This is a genomic window from Pseudomonas sp. FME51 (genome assembly GCF_014897305.1).
On sequence record NZ_JABUYN010000017.1, the window covers coordinates 25,220 to 43,634 of the forward strand.

At 60.4% G+C, this 18,415-nt stretch carries 15 protein-coding genes; 5 read left to right on the forward strand and 10 right to left on the reverse strand.

Annotation, left to right across the window (positions count from 1 at the left end; all coding sequences use genetic code 11):
* Positions 1-306: 306 nt before the first annotated feature.
* The 8 genes from tldD to mreB form a co-directional block, all read right to left on the reverse strand.
* Positions 307-1,752, reverse strand: coding sequence for a metalloprotease TldD (tldD, locus tag INT39_RS20620; RefSeq protein ID WP_193075849.1), 1,446 nt, complete (start codon positions 1,750-1,752; stop codon positions 307-309).
* Between the two features lie 4 nt (positions 1,753-1,756).
* On the reverse strand, positions 1,757-2,602 hold the full coding sequence (locus tag INT39_RS20625) for a carbon-nitrogen hydrolase family protein (protein WP_193075850.1): 846 nt from the start codon (positions 2,600-2,602) through the stop codon (positions 1,757-1,759).
* A gap of 1 nt (position 2,603) precedes the next feature.
* Complete coding sequence (locus tag INT39_RS20630; protein ID WP_193075851.1) at positions 2,604-6,458, reverse strand: YhdP family protein; 3,855 nt, start codon at positions 6,456-6,458, stop codon at positions 2,604-2,606.
* Between the two features lie 29 nt (positions 6,459-6,487).
* Positions 6,488-7,945 (reverse strand): ribonuclease G, encoded by a 1,458-nt coding sequence (gene rng, locus INT39_RS20635; protein WP_193075852.1) that lies wholly within the window; start codon positions 7,943-7,945, stop codon positions 6,488-6,490.
* Between the two features lie 54 nt (positions 7,946-7,999).
* Complete coding sequence (locus tag INT39_RS20640; RefSeq protein WP_193075853.1) at positions 8,000-8,596, reverse strand: Maf family protein; 597 nt, start codon at positions 8,594-8,596, stop codon at positions 8,000-8,002.
* A complete protein-coding gene (mreD, locus tag INT39_RS20645; RefSeq protein ID WP_193075854.1) occupies positions 8,586-9,059 on the reverse strand; it encodes a rod shape-determining protein MreD in 474 nt (157 codons plus the stop codon). Before mreD ends, INT39_RS20640 begins: the two co-directional genes overlap by 11 nt.
* Positions 9,049-10,038, reverse strand: a complete 990-nt coding sequence (gene mreC, locus INT39_RS20650) for a rod shape-determining protein MreC (RefSeq protein WP_193075891.1) — start codon at positions 10,036-10,038, stop codon at positions 9,049-9,051. The genes mreD and mreC overlap by 11 nt, the downstream gene beginning before the upstream one ends.
* A 92-nt stretch (positions 10,039-10,130) precedes the next feature.
* Positions 10,131-11,168, reverse strand: a complete 1,038-nt coding sequence (mreB, locus tag INT39_RS20655; RefSeq protein ID WP_193075855.1) for a rod shape-determining protein MreB — start codon at positions 11,166-11,168, stop codon at positions 10,131-10,133.
* Between the two features lie 257 nt (positions 11,169-11,425).
* Here mreB and gatC point away from each other — a divergent pair, with 257 nt between their 5' ends.
* The 5 genes from gatC to INT39_RS20680 all read left to right on the forward strand — a co-directional run bounded on the left by gatC (position 11,426) and on the right by INT39_RS20680 (position 17,276).
* Positions 11,426-11,713 carry an Asp-tRNA(Asn)/Glu-tRNA(Gln) amidotransferase subunit GatC gene (gene gatC, locus INT39_RS20660; protein WP_193075856.1) on the forward strand — a complete coding sequence of 96 codons (288 nt, stop codon included), beginning with the start codon at positions 11,426-11,428 and terminating at the stop codon, positions 11,711-11,713.
* Between the two features lie 42 nt (positions 11,714-11,755).
* Entirely contained in the window at positions 11,756-13,207 is a 1,452-nt protein-coding gene (gene gatA, locus INT39_RS20665; RefSeq protein ID WP_193075857.1) for an Asp-tRNA(Asn)/Glu-tRNA(Gln) amidotransferase subunit GatA, read from the forward strand.
* A gap of 12 nt (positions 13,208-13,219) precedes the next feature.
* Positions 13,220-14,665 (forward strand): Asp-tRNA(Asn)/Glu-tRNA(Gln) amidotransferase subunit GatB, encoded by a 1,446-nt coding sequence (gene gatB, locus INT39_RS20670; RefSeq protein WP_193075858.1) that lies wholly within the window; start codon positions 13,220-13,222, stop codon positions 14,663-14,665.
* A gap of 61 nt (positions 14,666-14,726) precedes the next feature.
* Entirely contained in the window at positions 14,727-15,119 is a 393-nt protein-coding gene (locus tag INT39_RS20675) for a septal ring lytic transglycosylase RlpA family protein (RefSeq protein WP_193075892.1), read from the forward strand.
* A 99-nt stretch (positions 15,120-15,218) separates the two neighbouring features.
* Positions 15,219-17,276 (forward strand): BCCT family transporter, encoded by a 2,058-nt coding sequence (locus tag INT39_RS20680; protein WP_193075859.1) that lies wholly within the window; start codon positions 15,219-15,221, stop codon positions 17,274-17,276.
* Between the two features lie 43 nt (positions 17,277-17,319).
* Here INT39_RS20680 and INT39_RS20685 read toward each other — a convergent pair whose 3' ends face one another.
* Both INT39_RS20685 and INT39_RS20690 read right to left on the reverse strand, forming a co-directional pair.
* Positions 17,320-17,904 carry a YajG family lipoprotein gene (locus INT39_RS20685; protein ID WP_193075860.1) on the reverse strand — a complete coding sequence of 195 codons (585 nt, stop codon included), beginning with the start codon at positions 17,902-17,904 and terminating at the stop codon, positions 17,320-17,322.
* 48 nt (positions 17,905-17,952) lie between these two features.
* Positions 17,953-18,258: a PA4642 family protein gene (locus INT39_RS20690; RefSeq protein WP_319021403.1), complete on the reverse strand. Its 306-nt coding sequence runs from the start codon at positions 18,256-18,258 to the stop codon at positions 17,953-17,955.
* Between the last annotated feature and the right edge of the window lie 157 nt (positions 18,259-18,415).

The window sequence follows — 18,415 nt, forward strand, 5'->3', positions numbered from 1 at the left end:
GAAAATAAGGGACTCTCCGGCGGCGCAGTCCGACAGGGCTGAGCCGACCGTCGGTCGCCAAGGACGGCGACCGCGAGCCTACAGGGATGTATTTACGGCGTGTCGGCGCAGCCCTGTTGGATTGTGCCGCCCTGCGCGAATCGCCGCTTCTTGTCCTGCGTATATGGTGCAAGCCAGCCGGCCCATCCCGACACGCCGTAAATACATCCCTGTAGGCTCGTTGATGACATCCCTGTCATCAAACGGTCGGGCTGGGCCGGCTGGCTTACACCATCGTTATACCTTGTATATGACTGGAAGAGGCCGTTAAGCCCCGGTGCCGCCGACAGTGATCTGATCGATTTTCAGAGTCGGCTGACCAACCCCTACCGGCACGGACTGATCGTCCTTGCCGCAGGTACCTACACCGCTGTCCAGCTCAAGATCGTGGCCGACCATGGAGACGAGGTTCATCACTTCCGGGCCGTTACCGATCAGCGTGGCGCCTTTCACTGGAGCAGTGATCTTGCCATCTTCGATGAGATAGGCCTCGCTGGTCGAAAACACAAACTTGCCACTGGTGATATCCACCTGACCGCCACCGAGACTGGCGCAATAGATACCCTTCTTCACCGACCGGATAATCTCTTCCGGATCACTCTCCCCGGCCAGCATATAGGTGTTGGTCATGCGCGGCATGGGCAGGTGGGCGTAGGACTCTCGGCGACCGTTACCGGTAGGCGCAACGCCCATCAGGCGCGCATTCAATTTGTCCTGAATGTAGCCCTTGAGTATGCCGTTCTCGATCAGCGTGGTGCAATTGGTGCGGCTACCCTCGTCATCAACGTTCAACGAACCTCGACGCCCCGGCAACGTGCCGTCATCGACGATGGTGCACAGACTGGAAGCGACCTTCTCTCCGACCCGGCCACTGTAGGCCGAGCTGCCCTTACGGTTGAAATCACCCTCCAGACCGTGTCCGACCGCTTCGTGCAACAGCACGCCAGACCAACCCGGCCCCATGACCACCGGCATGCTGCCGGCAGGAGCGGCGATGGCATCGAGATTTACCGTAGCCTGGCGGACCGCTTCACGAGCATAGGCCATGCCGCGCTCTTCAGCCTCGAAGAAGCGGTAGTCGGTACGCCCGCCGCCGCCGAAGCTGCCGCGCTCGCGGCGACCGTTATGTTCGATGATGACGCTGATATTGAGGCGTACCAACGGGCGGATGTCGCCGGCCCAGGTGCCGTCGCTGGCCGCGACCAGCATCGTATCGTGCACGCCGCCAAGGCTGACGGAGACCTGGGTGATGCGCGGGTCCAGACTGCGGGTATAGGCGTCCAGACGTTGCAACAAGGTCACCTTATCGGCCTGCGGCATGACATCCAGCGGGTTTTCCACGGCGTAGAGAGCGCGATTATCACTGCGTTGCCAAGCCTGGACTGCACCGCTCTGGCCACTGCGAGCGATGGATCGCGCCGCGCCTGCGGCCTGAGTCAATGCGGCCAGGCGCAGATCGTTACTATAGGCGAAACCGGTTTTCTCGCCGGATTGAGCACGCACGCCGACACCTTGATCGACGTTGAAGCTGCCGTCCTTGACGATGCCGTCTTCCAGCACCCAGGACTCGCTGATCTGATGCTGAAAATACAGATCAGCTGCGTCCACACCGGGTGCCGATACCAATTGTCCCAGCACACTGGCCAGGCTATCGGGACTCAGCTCGGCCGGCAGCAGCAGGCGGCTCTCAACCTGGGTCAGCAGATTACTCATAAATTCACTCCGTGGAGGCCGGGACGATATCGTCCATCGGCACAAAGCGGCGATGCCCGGATACCGGCATGCGTCCGCGTATGGTGTTCAAATGTTGCAGATCGATCTCGCCGGCCACCACGCCCTCGCCTTGCGGCAGACAGGCGGTAATCTCGCCCCACGGATCGATCAGACAACTGTGGCCGAACGTCTCGCGACCATTGGCATGCTGGCCGCCCTGATTGGCGGCAAGGATGTAGCACTGGGTTTCGATCGCCCGGGCACGCAGCAATACGTCCCAATGGGCAGCGCCGGTTACCGCGGTAAAGGCCGAAGGCACCACAATCAAGTCGGCCCCCGCACGCCGCAGCGCTGCATACAGTTCGGCAAAGCGCACATCGTAACAGATGCTCAGGCCAAGCCGTCCTACCGGGGTATCGATACAGACGAAGCGGTCGCCGTAGCCGTAGTCCTTTGACTCGCGGTAGCTGCGCTGACTGTCGCTCACCTCGACATCGAACAGATGCAGCTTGTCGTAGCGCGCCACCTCATTGCCCTGGGCGTCCATCACCAGGCAGCAGGCCATGGCCTTGCCACCGGGCTCGGCGGGCAAAGGGATACTGCCAGCCACCAGCCAGACGCCGTGCTGTCTGGCCTGCTCGGCGAGAAAGCGACGAATCGGCCCGCTACCGTCGAATTCGGCAGCGGCAATACCTTTCAGCTCACGATTACCGAAAGCGGCGAAACATTCCGGCAGCAATACCAGCTGCGCACCGGCGGCAGCGGCGTCGGCTATCAGGCGTGCAGCGGTGCGCAGGTTGACCTGCACATCCGCGCCACTGATCATCTGTATGGCGGCTACTTGTGACATTTCAATCCTCCAGGGCGGCCTTGTTATCGAACGCCCGGTCAAAATCGACCGACGGCTGACTCCAGTTGCCACTGATCCGGTACTTCACCGAGGCAAAGCGCGCGACACGATCCCCCAGGATCTTGTCGGCCAGAAACAGGACGCCACCGATGTGCGGGGCGCCGGCAATGATCGCCGCCAGCGGCAGGTTGTTGGTCACCGGCAAGGTCACCAGCAAGCCCATATCGATTCGGTCCGCCGGCAGATCCACCGTACCCTCCAGCTGCAACTTGGCACTGGGGCCATCCATCATCAGCGGCGACATGGTTTGTATCAGGCCGTTGGTCAGGGCGACCTCGCCGTTGAAGGTATCATATGCCGTGCCCTTGCCGAACAGGTCGGAGAAGTCCAGCCGCAGGCGTCGGGCCAGGGTATTGAAGTTCAGCAAACCGAATACGCGTAATGCATCAGCAGAGCTTTCGCCGCTCTGCAGCATGCCATCCTGAGCCTGCACCGCCAGTGAGCCTGTGCTGCGCTTCAAGGCGAACCAGGCTGGCGAGCCGGGCCACTCCAGGCCGACACTGGCAGTGAAGGCCTTGCTGGTCAAGGTCGGCGCATAACGCCAGGCACTCAGCACCCGGCCGATGTCGCCGGCGGCCAGGCTGCCGTCAAACCGTGTGTGCTGCGGGTTCCAATGCATCGCGCCGTTGAGTTGCAAGCCGCCACGCAGAGCAACATCGATCTCATTGATATCCAGCCCAGAGGCCGTCGGCCGCAATCTGAAGTAGGTTGCGCCAACCAGATCCTCGCCCCAGTACAACTCGTCGATACCTATGTCCATGGCCGGCAGATTGGCCGGATTGATATCCCGTAGCGGATCTTCACTGGCCAGCGGCTCGATGAAACCATCGGCTTCGCTTGGCAGGTCTGTTGTCTTGGGAAAGCCCAGCCGCTGCAGATCCACATCAATGATCCCATCAGTAGCGGCGGGCAACTGGATACGCCCGCGCAGATCAGGATGACTGACATCCAGTTCCCAACCGGCTGCCACTGGTCCGGCAGCAACATTCAGCTCGTCCAGCTCAAGACCGAACCCGGTGAAATGTCCGGCCTGAACATGCACTGCATTCAATAGCTGAGCGGGTGTCCGACCGTCCGAACCGAGCGTTTCTGTGATCGCATTCTGCGGCAGCACGCCGGAAGTGAACCAGCCTTGCCATTGGTTCCAGTCAAACTCATCGAAGCGGGCGCTGACCGAGATCCCCGCTTCCGTCGGCATCCGCGGCACGCCTCGCCGGTAGCGAACATCCCCGGACAGCGCGCCATCGCGCTGAAACAGCAGGCCTCGAAGATCGTCGCCGAGTTGCCACTGCCAGCGTGACGACGGACCCATATCCAATTGCAATTGGCTCGGCAGACTGGTTTCAGCTGCCTTGGCCAACGGATCAGGCAGGTTAAGCCGGACGCCTTTCAAATCGCTACGCACTTGCAGTTGGCGCAGATCCTTGCCCAACAGCAGCTCGGCATCCCAGGCGAAGCTGCCCTCAGCCAGCTTCTCAGGCAAGGCGTCGAGCAACGGCCAGCTACGCAGGTTCTTCACCTGATGCCGGCCCTGCAGTCGCAGGCGTTGATCAGCACCACGCAGATCGATGCGCCCGGTTACCCGTTGATCGAGAAAGCGCCCAGTGACCTTGTCGCTGAGCAAGCCCTTGCCGTGCTGATAGCTGAAATCACCCACCAGGTCATACAAAGGTACCTGCAATTGCGGAATATTCAGTTGTTGCGCGCGCGCTTGCAGTTGCAGACGGACGTCCGGCTGCTTGCCGTCCGTCAGCGGTATGCCCAGTTGCAGGTCACCCTGCAACTCACCTGTCCCGCTCCAGCCGTGCAGCGGGTCGCCGGTCAGCTTGGCCAATGGCGTATCCTGCATCAGCTGCAACCCATCGCTCAGCGGTCCGGCAACGGCGCTGGCAATGTGCAGCTCAAGTCCCTGGTCAACGGGATTGCGTTCCAGCGATACATTGATGTCATCAAGCTGGGTCTGCAATAACCGGCCCTGCGCCTGATTGATATCCAGATCACTGTTATGCAGGTACAAGGAACCAGTGACGTCTTCCAGCGCTGGCCAGGCCGGCTGGAACAACAGGCTGCCCTGCTCCAGTCGGCCGAACAGGCTGATCTGCCGCTCTTCGGGAGTTGCCGCTTTGAGTAGCGAACCTTCGTAGCCGAATATCACCAGAGGCACCGACCCGCTGAGCTGTGAGTCCTGCAACCACTGGGTGAGCGCCGGGCTCATCGCGGGCGACAGGCTTGGCAGATAGCGGCTGTGGTATTCGGCGCGACTGTCACGCAGGGCGACGCGCAAGTCCATGGTCGGCGTACCGCCCGGACGTGGCAGACGCAGGTCCAGCGTGGCCGAGGCTGCACCTTCACTGCCTTGCACCGCTGCGCCTGGTACTGCCAGATGCAGGCCATCCTGATCGGACCAGCTCCAGTTCAGTACACCGACCAGCGTGTCGTATTCCCAGCGCTCGGGAAACAGCTTTGGCAGATGCATGCTCCAGCGCTGACTGTCGACACGCAGTTCGCCTGCCATCGGTGTTCCCGAAACCACCCCACTGACCCCGGCGAAAGCGGGTACGCCTTCCCAGGCCTGCACACCTACATTGTCCAGTCGAGCCAGTAGCGACCAGCCCAGAAAATCAGACCCGTCGCCGCCGCTCAACAGCACATCATGTAGAGAACCTTCCAAGGCGAGGGTGTCGAGTATCTCGGCGCTGTGGGTATCCGGCAACATGCCACCCACCCATTGGCCCAGCAGATCCAGCGGCAGGTGGTCAGCGCGCACCTGCCATTGCCCGTCGTTGGGCTGACGCTGCAGTTGCAGGCGGGTTACTGGCCAGATCTGGTCATCCAGGCGCAGGCTGAAGTTGTCGATACTCAGCTGCTGTCGATCCTCTTCCAGTTGCAATTTAAAGTGCATCGACAGGTCTTGCAGAGAGGGAGCCGGGCGCTGCAGATCAAGCTCGATGACCGGGGCCTGCACAATGCCGCTGAGTTGCTGCATGCGGGTGTCACGCCAGCGCCCCCAAAGCTCGCCCCCGGCAACTACTCGGTCGATGCGCGCGCTGCGCAGCAGATCCTCGGGCAGCCAACCGCTCCAGTCGCTGGACGGCAGTTCGGCATAGAAATCCATGTCAGCGCGACGCCAGTCGCGGCCCGGCATGCGGCCATTGAGCTGCAGGCGGACCAGCTGATCATCCGGCAGTCGCATCTGGGCATCCAGGCGGTGTCGCGCGCCATCGTTCAGCAGCGTCAGATCACCATCGGCAAATACCCAGTCGGGTTGTGCCCAGGGGCTGAGGCGTATGCGCGTATCCAGCAGGGTGATGCGGCGTTGCTCGAACAACTGCTTCAAGGCACGATCAAGTCCATCCCCCGCCGTGCCCTTGTGCCCCAGCCCCATGAGGCGCCAGTCGCCATCCGCGTTTTCGATGACCTCAAGGGACAGGCCCTCCAGCTGTAGTGCGTCCATCACCGGCTGGCGTTGCCACAGACTGGCGAATACATCGACCCGCGCCGTGACATGCTCCAGATCGAGCAGTACCGGGCTGTCCACGTCCGCTGTTTCGTGCACCCGCAGCCCGCGCAGCGTCAGTACCGGTTGTGCCCCTTGCATCTCGCCTTCGAGACTCTGCAACTGGATGGCCCGCCCGGTCTGCTGCTCGACCCACTGCACCAGCTCGACCTGATAGTCCGTCACTGCCGGTACGAACTGACGACCGAGGCTGACATAGGCGGCAGCCAGCAACAGCCAGCCCACCAGCAGCAGGATCAGTCCGTCGAGAAAACGCCGCAACCAGCGCTGCCAGGTCATGTGAAGTCAGTTGCTCCGGTCAGTGTGGATCAGGTCAGCACCACGTCGTATTGTTCCTGGGTATACATGGTCTCTACCTGGAACTTGATGGGCCGCTGAATGAACAGTTCCAGATCGGCGACATTACCCGACTCTTCATCGAGCAGCCGGTCGATCACCGCCTGCGAGGCCAGCACCATATAGCCTCCGGCCTGATAGGCTCTGGCTTCGCGCATGATTTCCCGGAAGATCTCGTAACAGATGCTCTCCGGCGTTTTCTGGATACCGCGCCCGGTACAGCAGGGGCAAGGCTCACAGAGAATCTGCTCGAGACTTTCACGGGTGCGTTTGCGGGTCATCTGCACCAGCCCCAGCTCGGTGATGCCGATGATGTTGGTCTTGGCGTGGTCGCGCTCCAACTGGCGCTCCAGCGTGCGCAGTACCTGACGCTTGTGCTCCTCGTCTTCCATATCGATGAAGTCGATAATGATGATGCCGCCGAGGTTGCGCAGACGCAGCTGGCGAGCGATCGAGGTAGCCGCTTCCAGATTGGTCTTGAAGATGGTCTCTTCGAGGTTGCGGTGACCGACAAAAGCCCCGGTGTTGACGTCGATGGTGGTCATTGCCTCAGTCTGGTCGATCACCAGATAACCACCGGACTTGAGCATCACCTTGCGATCCATGGCCTTCTGGATCTCATCCTCAACGCCATACAGGTCAAATATCGGCCGCTCGCCCGGATAATGCTCCAGCAGATCCTCCACACCAGGCATCAACTCATGAACGAACTGCTCCACTTTCTGGAAGGTTTCCCGCGAATCGATACGTATCTTCTCAAGGCGCGGGTTGGCCAGGTCGCGGAGGGTACGCAGCGCCAGCGGCAGGTCTTCGTAGAGTACCGAGGGCGCCGGGGCGGTATTCATCTGCTGCTGGATCTGCTGCCAGAGACGGCGCACATAGCGAATATCAACCAGAATATCCTCTTCGCGTGCGGCTTCGGCAGCGGTACGTAGAATGAAGCCGCCCTGCTCTTCTACGCCTTCCTGCTCGACACAGCGGGCGACGATGTCCTTGAGCCGATCACGCTCGGCTTCTTCATCGATCTTCAGAGAGATGCCCACATGGGCGGTGCGCGGCATGTAGACCAGATAGCGGGATGGCACTGACAGGTGCGTGGTCAGACGCGCACCTTTGGTGCCTATGGGGTCCTTGGTCACCTGTACCACCAACGCCTTGCCGTCGTGCACCAGTGCACTGATCGATTCGACCGCAGCGCCTTCGCGCTGGGAAATCTCCGAGGCATGAATGAAGGCCGCGCGTTCCAGACCAATATCGACAAAAGCGGCCTGCATGCCGGGTAACACCCGAACTACCTTGCCTTTGTAGATATTGCCCACGATGCCACGACGCAGGGTACGCTCGATATGGACTTCCTGCAGAACGCCATTCTCCACCAGCGCGACCCGGGTCTCCATTGGCGTGATGTTGATCAGAATTTCTTCGCTCATGGAGCCCTCTTCCTCTGTGTCAGACACTCAGGATACCGGCCCGCCAGCGCTCTGTCAGCGCAACTGCCAACAAGGAACAGCAAATTCTGCGAGGAGCAACGCGGTTTCGGCCAACGGCAAGCCGACCACGGCACTGTAGCTACCCTCGATATGTTCGACAAAAACCGCGCCCAGCCCTTGGATACCGTAGGCTCCAGCCTTATCTGCCGGTTCGCCGGTCTGCCAATAGGCGAGGATTTCCGCGTTGCTCAACGGACGAAAACGAACTTTGCTTGCCACCAGCTGCAACCGGATATCGCTGTCACGAGCGACTGCCACAGCGGTCAGCACCTGATGCTGCCGTCCGGATAATGATTGCAGCATCGCCTGGGCATGCTGCTGATCCACCGGTTTGCCGAGAATATTGCCATCCAGCACCACAGCCGTGTCGGCGGCCAGTACCACCGCACCGGCCGGCGCGATGGCCACACCGGCACGGACCTTGTCCCTTGTTACTCGCTGAACATAATCCGCTGCGGCTTCGTCGAGGTATGGCTGCTCCTCCACCGCGCAATCCACTCGCTGCACCGGCACGCCGATTTGCTCGAGCAGCTCACGGCGGCGCGGCGATGCCGAGGCAAGATGCACCACACAGAGGTGTTCAGAGCACATGGAAGCGTCGCCTCACACCACGCAGCACGGAAAACACCCAGGGCCAGAGCACGGCGCTGATCACCGCCGGCAACAGATACAACAGAGTTGGCGGACGATTGCCGGCCAGACTGTTCAGCCATAGCGCAACCATCTGTGCGATGCCCAGCACCGGCAGCATGACCAGGCTCTGCTGCCACAATGGAAAGCGCCGGATGCGCTGATACAACAGCAATATCAGCCAAGCCACCAATACCAATACCAGTGCGTTCTGACCGAACAGCTCACCGAACAGCACATCTGCCGCCAGACCCGTCACCCAGGCGGTGAGCAAGCCGACGCGATGGGGTAGCGCCATGACCCAATACGCCACCACCATCGCCAGCCACATGGGTCGGCCCGCATCAAACGGGCTGGGCATGGGCACCACACTGAGGATCAGCGCCACCAGAAAAGTCAGCCCCACTATCACGCTACTGCGCATTGCTCTGCTCCTCGTCGCTCTGCGGTGCCGCGCCCTCAGGCTGCGTGCTCGACGCTGAAGTCTGCTCCGAGTCAGGCTCTGACTGCAGGGCAGTATCGGAAGGCAGCTGATCATCAGCTGCTTCGACTGTTTCCCCGTCAAGACTCAGCGCAGGTATAACGTCGCCGTAGCCACTTTCCGGGCTGAACACCAGCAACAGATAGCGGCTGCGATTAAGCTGCGCCGTCGGCTCGACCCGAACATCGGCGAAGGGTTGTGAGGAGTCGCGATTGACTGCGGCCACGCGGCCGACCGGATAACCCGCAGGAAAGCGCTGCCCCAGCCCCGAACTGACCACAATGTCATTCACCCGGACATCCGCGGTATCACCGACGTAGCGCAGCTCCAGCCACTCGCTGTTACCGGTACCACTGGCGATGGCACGCAGGCCGTTGCGGTTGATCTGTACCGGCAGGCTGTGGGATGCATCGGTAATCAACAATACCCGGGCGCTGAAGGGCAACACTTCCACCACCTGCCCCATCAACCCGGTGGCATCCAGTACCGGCTGACCGAGGAAGACTCCGTCCCGCTCACCCTTGTTGATGAGAATGCGCTGGGTGAAGGCGTTGGGATCGACACCGATCAGCTCGGCAACCAGCACGCGCTCGTCGACCAGTTCGGAGGAGTTGAGCAGTTCGCGCAGGCGCACGTTCTGCTCGGTCAGCGCCGCGAGTTTCTGCAGTTTGCGTTTGGTCAGCAACGCCTCGGCCCGCAGACCTTCGTTCTCGGCAATCAGATCCGCCCGACTGGTCAGCTGCAGATAGAGTGTATCCAGAGCACGCACCGGCAATTCGGCGACGTAATACAAAGGCGTGAGAAGCATACCCAGCTGCGAACGCAGAGGCTTGAGTGCGGCGAAACGGGCGTCGACCACCATCAGTGCTATCGACAGCACCGTCAGCGCCAGAAAGCGGACCCCAAGTGACGGGCCCTTAATGAAAAGCGGTTTGATGATGGGCTCCTTGCTACGGCAGGATCAGGCTGTTGCGGCAGCTCGACGCATCATACGTCGGACTGCCGCGGCACCGCTTATTCGGTGGACAGCAGATCCATGGCGTGCCGGTCCATCATTTCCAGCGCCCGACCACCGCCACGGGCGACACAGGTGAGAGGCTCCTCAGCAACGATGACCGGCAGACCGGTTTCCTGGCTCAACAGCTTGTCCAGATCACGCAACAAGGCGCCACCGCCAGTCAGAATCAGGCCGCGTTCGGCGATGTCCGATGCCAGCTCCGGAGGCGATTGCTCCAGCGCGCTCTTGACCGCCTGCACTATGGTCGCCAGGGATTCCTGCAGCGCTTCCAGTACTTCATTGGAGTTCAGCGTGAAGGCACGTGGCACCCCTTCGGCCAGATTGCGGCCACGTACATCGACTTCCAGCACTTCGCCACCGGGGAAGGCCACGCCGATTTCCTGCTTGATGCGCTCTGCAGTGGATTCGCCGATCAGGCTGCCGTAGTTGCGGCGCACATAAGTGATGATAGCTTCGTCGAAGCGGTCACCACCGACCCGTACAGACTCGGCGTAGACCACGCCATTAAGGGAGATCAACGCGATTTCAGTAGTACCACCACCGATATCCACAACCATGGAACCGTGCGCTTCCTCAACCGGCAGACCGGCACCGATGGCTGCAGCCATCGGCTCTTCGATCAGATAGACTTCCCGAGCCCCGGCACCCAGCGCGGACTCACGAATGGCACGACGCTCAACCTGAGTGGATTTGCATGGCACGCAGATCAGCACGCGCGGGCTGGGCTGAATGAAGCTGTTCTCATGCACTTTATTGATGAAATATTGCAACATCTTCTCGCACACGCTGAAATCGGCGATGACGCCATCCTTCATCGGGCGGATCGCCTGAATATTGCCGGGTGTACGGCCGAGCATGCGTTTGGCTTCGGTACCGACCGCCACCACGCTTTTCTGGTTACCATGGGTACGAATGGCAACGACGGACGGTTCATCCAGTACAATGCCCCGCTCACGAACATAAATCAGAGTGTTGGCGGTTCCCAGGTCGATGGACAAATCACTGGAAAACATGCCGCGAATTTTTTTGAACATGCGTTGAATACACCCCGAGGGCACGTGGGTTGATTGTTAAGAAACACTGATATGCTGCTACCTGGCGGGCACCACCGGCCATCATGAATGAAAGCGGTGGGTTGACTTGAACACAGGTAACTGCTCGGTACTTCCTGAAGTGTCGCAACTCTAACAATGGCGGGGTTTTTGGGCAAGGCGCGGATGTGGTAAATTCATCCCTTTGTCCGCATTCAACACCAATCAAACCGGATCGTCCGGCTTCATGGAGAATATACATGGCCCTAGACCGCACTGACGTGGAGCAGATTGCCCACCTCGCGCGCATTGCCATCCAAGGCGATGATGCTGACGCGATTACCGCCAAACTGTCCGGCATCATGGGCTTGATCGACCAATTGCAGGCCGTCGACACCAGCGGTATCGAACCACTCGCCCATCCGCTGGAAACCACCCAGCGCCTGCGCGCCGACAACGTCACCGAAACCAATCAGCGCGAAGCGCTGCAGGCCATAGCGCCAGCCACCGAACAAGGTCTGTACCTGGTTCCCCGGGTCATCGAGTGATCATTGAATACCGCTGCCGCGCTTTGAAACGAGACAAACCACATGCATGAGAAAACCCTCGCCGGCCTGTCCCAAGCCCTGCACAGCAAGGCGATTTCCAGCGTCGAGCTGACCGAACACTACCTCAAGCGCATCGAGCAGTTCGACGGTGCGCTCAACAGCTACATCACCGTCACTCCGGAACGGGCGCTGGAGCAGGCCCGCGCCGCCGATGCCCGCCTGGCCGTCGGTGACAGCACGCCGCTGACCGGTATTCCGCTGGCGCACAAGGATCTGTTCTGCACCCAGGGTATCCGCACCAGCTGCGGCTCGAAGATGCTCGACAACTTCATCGCACCCTATGAGTCCAGCGTGACCGCCAGGCTGCTGGCCGCCGGCACCGTGACTCTGGGCAAGACCAACATGGACGAGTTCGCCATGGGCTCGTCCAACGAGTCGAGTTTCTACGGCGCGGTACACAACCCGTGGAACACCGATCATGTACCCGGCGGCTCTTCGGGCGGTTCTGCCGCCGCTGTGGCGGCACGCCTGTGCGCGGCAGCGACCGGCACCGATACCGGCGGTTCGATCCGTCAGCCAGCGGGCTATACCGCGTTGACCGGCCTCAAGCCGACCTATGGCCGCATCTCGCGCTGGGGCATGATTGCCTACGCCTCCAGCCTGGATCAGGCTGGCCCCATGGCCCGCACCGCCGAAGATTGCGCGCTGCTGCTGCAAGCCATGGCCGGTTTCGACGAGCGTGATTCCACCAGCGTCGATCAGCCGGTACCGGATTACAGCGCCGAGTTGAACCAGCCGCTCACCGGCCTGCGCATCGGCCTGCCGAAGGAATACTTCGCCAGCGGGCTGGATACCGCTACCGCCGACGCCATCGCCGCTGCGGTCAAGCAGTTCCAGAGCCTGGGCGCGGAAATAAAGGAAGTCAGCCTGCCCAACGCCGAGCTGGCAATCCCGGCGTACTACATCATCGCGCCGGCTGAAGCCTCCTCCAACCTGTCGCGTTTCGACGGCGTGCGTTTCGGCTACCGCTGCGAGAACCCGGCTGATCTGACCGATCTGTACAAGCGTTCGCGTGCCGAAGGCTTCGGTGACGAGGTCAAACGCCGCATCATGGTCGGCGCCTATGCGCTGTCGGCCGGTTACTACGATGCCTATTACCTGCAGGCACAGAAGGTCCGCCGGCTGATCAAGAATGACTTCATGGCCGCCTATGAACAGGTCGATGTCATTCTCTGCCCGACCTCGCCGACGCCGGCCTTCCGCATCGGCGAGAAGATCGACGACCCGGTGAGCCTGTACCTGACCGATATCTATACCATCACCGCCAACCTCGCCGGTGTACCGGGCATCGCCCTGCCCGCTGGTTTTGCCGGTGATCTGCCGATCGGTATGCAACTGCTTGGCCCCTACTTCAGCGAGGCTCGCCTGCTGAATATTGCGCACCAGTACCAGCAGAACACCGACTGGCACACCCGCTCGCCCGGTGGATATTGAGGAATACTGAACATGCAATGGGAAATCGTTATCGGGCTGGAGATTCACGCCCAGCTCACCACCGCCTCGAAGATCTTCTCGGGCAGCGCCACCACTTTCGGCGCCGAACCCAATACCCAGGCCAGCCTGATTGATCTGGGCATGCCTGGCACGCTGCCGGTGCTCAACGCTCAGGCGGTCCGCAATGCGGTCAAATTCGGTGTGGCAATCGATGCCGAGATCGGTATGACCAACGTCTTTGCGCGCAAGAACTACTTCTACCCGGATCTGCCCAAGGGGTATCAGATCAGCCAGATGGACCTGCCGATTGTCGGCAAGGGCTTTCTCGATATCACTCTGGATGATGGCACCGTCAAACGCGTTGGCGTGACCCGCGCGCACCTGGAAGAAGACGCTGGCAAAAGCCTGCATGAAGACTTCCAGGGCATGAGCGGCATCGACCTGAACCGGGCCGGCACCCCGCTGTTGGAAATCGTCTCCGAGCCGGACATGCGCAGCGCCAAGGAAGCCGTAGCCTATGCCAAGACCATGCACTCGCTGGTGCGTTATCTGGGTATCTGCGACGGCAACATGGCCGAAGGCTCACTGCGTTGCGACTGCAACGTGTCGGTACGCCCCAAAGGCCAGGTCGAATACGGTACCCGCTGCGAGATCAAGAATGTGAACTCGTTCCGTTTCATCGAGAAGGCGATCAACACCGAAGTGCAACGCCAGATCGAACTGATCGAGGACGGTGGCAAGGTGATCCAGGAAACCCGCCTGTACGACCCGAACAAGGACGAGACGCGCTCCATGCGCAGCAAGGAAGAAGCCAACGACTACCGCTACTTCCCCGACCCGGACCTGCTGCCCGTCGTCATCGAGCCGGCTTTCATCGAAGACGTGCGCAGTGAACTACCGGAGCTGCCGCAGCAGAAGCGCGAGCGTTTCCAGCGCGAGTTCGCTCTGTCGGCCTATGATGCCAGTGTGCTGGCTGCCAGCCGTGAGATGGCGGACTATTTCGAGGAAGTGCAGCGCGTCTGTGGCGATGCCAAACTGGCCGCCAACTGGGTGATGGGCGAGCTGTCCAGCCTGCTCAACAAGGCGGACGTCGAGATCGATCAGTCGCCGGTCAGCGCCAGCCAGCTGGGCGGCATGATTCTGCGTATAAAGGACAACACCATTTCCGGCAAGATTGCCAAGATGGTGTTCGAGGCCATGGCCGACGGCGAAGGCGATGCCGACCAAATCATCGAAGCCAAAGGTCTGAAGCAGGTCACCGACAGCGGCGCCATCGAGGCCATGCTGGATGACGTGCTGGCGGCCAACGCCGAACAGGTTGAACAATATCGCGCCAGCGATGAAGCCAAGCGCGGCAAGATGTTCGGCTTCTTCGTCGGCCAGGCGATGAAAGCCTCGAAAGGCAAGGCCAACCCGCAGCAGGTCAATCAGCTGTTGAAACAGAAGCTGGATGGCTGACCCGGTGGTTGTTAAGCACAGGGTTATCCGCGCCTTCCTCGGTCGCATCGGCAGCAGGCCGATGTGGCTGGGGCAGGTAGCCCTGGCAGCCGTGCTCACGTTGGCCAACAGCGTCGCCATCGGCGACAGCCTCGATGAGGATGGCGGCCTGCACTACGCCGCCGAGGGCCGCGCATCCTATTATTCCTCGCGCTTTCATGGTCGACGTACCGCCAGCGGCGAACCCTACGACGAAACCGTCATGACAGCCGCGCATCCCAGCCTGCCGTTCGATACTCAGTTATGCATCACCAACCTGAACAATGGACGCGGCACCATGGTCCGTGTCAACGACCGGGGCCCCTTTGTGGGTGGCCGCATCATCGATGTGTCGATGGCCGCCGCTCGGGAACTGGGCATGCTGCGCGCCGGCATCATTCGGGTCAGGGTGGAGACCTGCGAACTGGAAACCTGACTCCGCCAGGGAGTCAGACCCGGACTGCTATACTTCTTCGCACAACACTACCCGCACCTTAACGCGAATCCCCTCATCTGGCCCAAGGAGCGCTCCCGCATGCCGGAATCAACCAGAGGCCGTCTCTGGAACACCACCATTCTGCTGCCGGTCTTCATTCCGTCATTCTTCTTCATCCTGCTGCTGGTCATAGGCACAGCCACTCAACCGGACCTGGCCGGCGAGTTGTTTTCCTCGGTATTGAGCTACATCACCACGACGTTCGGCTGGTTCTACATGCTGTCGGTGGCGATCTTCCTGGTGTTCATCGTGATTGTGGCCATGAGCAAGTGGGGCCATATCAAGCTCGGGCCTGACCATGCCGAGCCGCAATACAGCTTCCCCGCCTGGTTCGCCATGCTGTTTTCCGCAGGCTACGGCATCGCCCTGCTGTTCTTTGGTGTCGCCGAACCGGTACTGCACTATGCCGAGCCCCCGCAAGGCGCCGGAGGGCTGACGGTGGATGCAGCCAAGCAAGCCATGCAGATCGCCTTCTTCCACTGGGGCTTTCACATCTGGGCAATCTACGGACTGACCGGCCTGGTACTGGCCTACTTTTCCTTCCGCCATGGGTTGCCGCTGTCCATCCGCTCTGCGCTCTACCCCTTGATCGGCGATCGTATTTACGGGCCTATCGGCCATGCGGTGGATACCTTCGCCATTCTCGGCACCATGTTCGGTATTGCCACTACACTCGGCCTGTCCGTCGCGCAGATCAATGCCGGCCTAAACTATCTGTGGCCGTCGATTCCCATCGGTATTGGCGTACAGGTCGGCACCATCGCCTTCATCACCTTCCTGACCATGGGCTCGGTGATTGCCGGTATGGATAAGGGCATAAAGAACCTGTCCATGTTGAATATGGTGGTGGCGACCTCCCTGATGTTATTCGTTTTCTTCGCCGGCCCGACCATCTTCATTCTTGAAGCCTTCCTGCAGAACACCGGCAGCTACCTGAACAATATTGTCGAACGCACCTTCAACCTGCAGGCCTATTCCCGCAGTGACTGGATCGGCAACTGGACCCTGTTCATCTTCGGCTGGACCATTGCCTGGGCGCCCTTTGTCGGCCTGTTCATCGCCAAGATCAGCCGGGGCCGGACCATCCGCCAGTTTGTCTTCGGCGTGATGCTAGTGCCCACCATGTTCACTTTCTTCTGGTTCTCGGTATTCGGTGACACGGCACTGCATCTGATCATCAACCAGGGCTACTCGGAGCTGATAGACCAGGTACAGGCGGATAATGCCATCGCTCTGTTCAAGTTATTCGAACAGCTGCCCATGACCTCCATCATTTCCACCATTACGGTGATACTGATTACCCTGTTCTTCATCACCTCTGCGGACTCCGGCGCGCTAGTGGTCGATTCGCTGGCATCTGGCGGCGCCCTGGTTACGCCGGCCTGGCAGCGCGGTTTCTGGGCCATTCTCAGCGGCGTGCTGGCCTCGGTGCTCCTGGTCGCTGGCGGGCTCAAGGCGCTACAGAGCATGGCGGTGGCCAGCGCCCTGCCCTTCGCCATCATCATGTTGATATCGGCCTTGGGCATGTGGCGCGCGCTGGTGATCGAAAGTCATCATCAGCAAGTCAACATGGGCCATGGCATGCACACCGCCGGACGCGGCGCCGCATTGTGGAAGAAACGCCTGGCTGGCATCGTCAACTATCCGGCAAAGGACGAGGTGGAACTCTTCATCAAGGATACCGCGCTGACCGCCATGATCCGCGTGGCCAAAGGCTTGCAGGCGCAATCCTGGCCTGCTGAAGTCCACTATGATGAAGAGCATAGACGCGCCTACCTGGAAGTTATCACTCCGGATCAGCTGGACTTTCTGTATGAGATACGGCTGCGCGACTACCTGCGTCCCGCCTTTGCCCACCCGGAAATCGAGGTGACCGCAGATGACGACAGCTTCTATTATCGGGCCGAAGTCTTCCTGCGCCGAGGTGGCCAGGCATATGACATCTACGGTTATGACCAACAGGAAATCATCGGTGACATTCTCGACCACTTCGAGAAGTACCTGCACTTCCTGCATCTGACGCCAGGTGTACTGCCGTGGAATATGGCCGAGCATGATGAAATGCTGCAAACGCCAAAGGAACCGAAGGAAGAGTGAGGAGCCGCGGGCCGCAACAGGACGGCCCGCCGCACTTCAGAGATTACTGCTGCAGGATGCGAATAATTTCCGGATCCTTGAAAATCCGCGACAGCGCGCCGCTCATCACCTCGGTAACCAGACGCGTGTTGGTCGCCTGGTTAGGTGCATAGCCGAAACGATGTTGCGCGGAAGCACTGTAACGACCGTTATAACGCTGATTCGTCGAGCGCGCTTCAGCCGAGAAAGCTGCGCCGATGTCCGCCTGAGTGACATACACCCCTTCTTTGGGCGACTCATAGGACAGTTCAGCCAGGCTCACCACCAGACTGTTGGCGTTGGGCGTTCCTTCCGGTACCACCTGAAAACCCAGCTTGCCGAGCGCCTGCTCCACCTGCTGACGCAGATGCGGCACGGTCTGGTCGCTGATGGTCAGGTTGCTGGAGTCGGGATACAGACCGCCACGCGTGCCCATCACTGGCGATGACCGGCTATCCTGCACCGTGAGTACAACCGGCTGTTGACGAGCCACCTGGCTCAGCGGAATGGTCACACTGGGCGTGACATTCAATTGTTGCGGGCTGTGAGCACAACCGGACAGTACGACTGCCAGCCCTGCTACTGCCAGAAAACCCAGACGTTTCAACATGCTTGCACTCCTTGGGGAATAGTTAGCCGTCGCTCGTTGCATGACGCCTCAGGCATCAATGGAGCGGGCACCGACGGCTTCCATTGCTGCGACGTAATCCTCTGCCTGAGCATGCTCACGCAGGATCTGCAGCATGGTTCGACCATCAGCACCGATGGCGTTCACGTCATGGCCAGCGGCCTGGAACATGTCCAGAAAACGGGCGAAATCATGCGCACGCAAGCCGCGATAGGCGCGTGTCAGCATGTACATATCAACGGACTCGTCAGCGTCACGCGGACGAAAGCTCAGGAAGACGGCAACCTGCTCATCGCTCATGGGCTCGCCAACTACCTTTTTCTTGTCTTTGCGCACGAACAACCCCTCATGTGAATACGGAAAGCCCAAATTGTAACCATCCGACCGTCCCGCCGCCACCAGCATCGGGTGACAGGAATCCAGCATCAGCTGGATATGAGTGAGCGCCAACCTTACATTGTCGGGGTTCGGCGGCGTATGCTTGAAGCTGGTT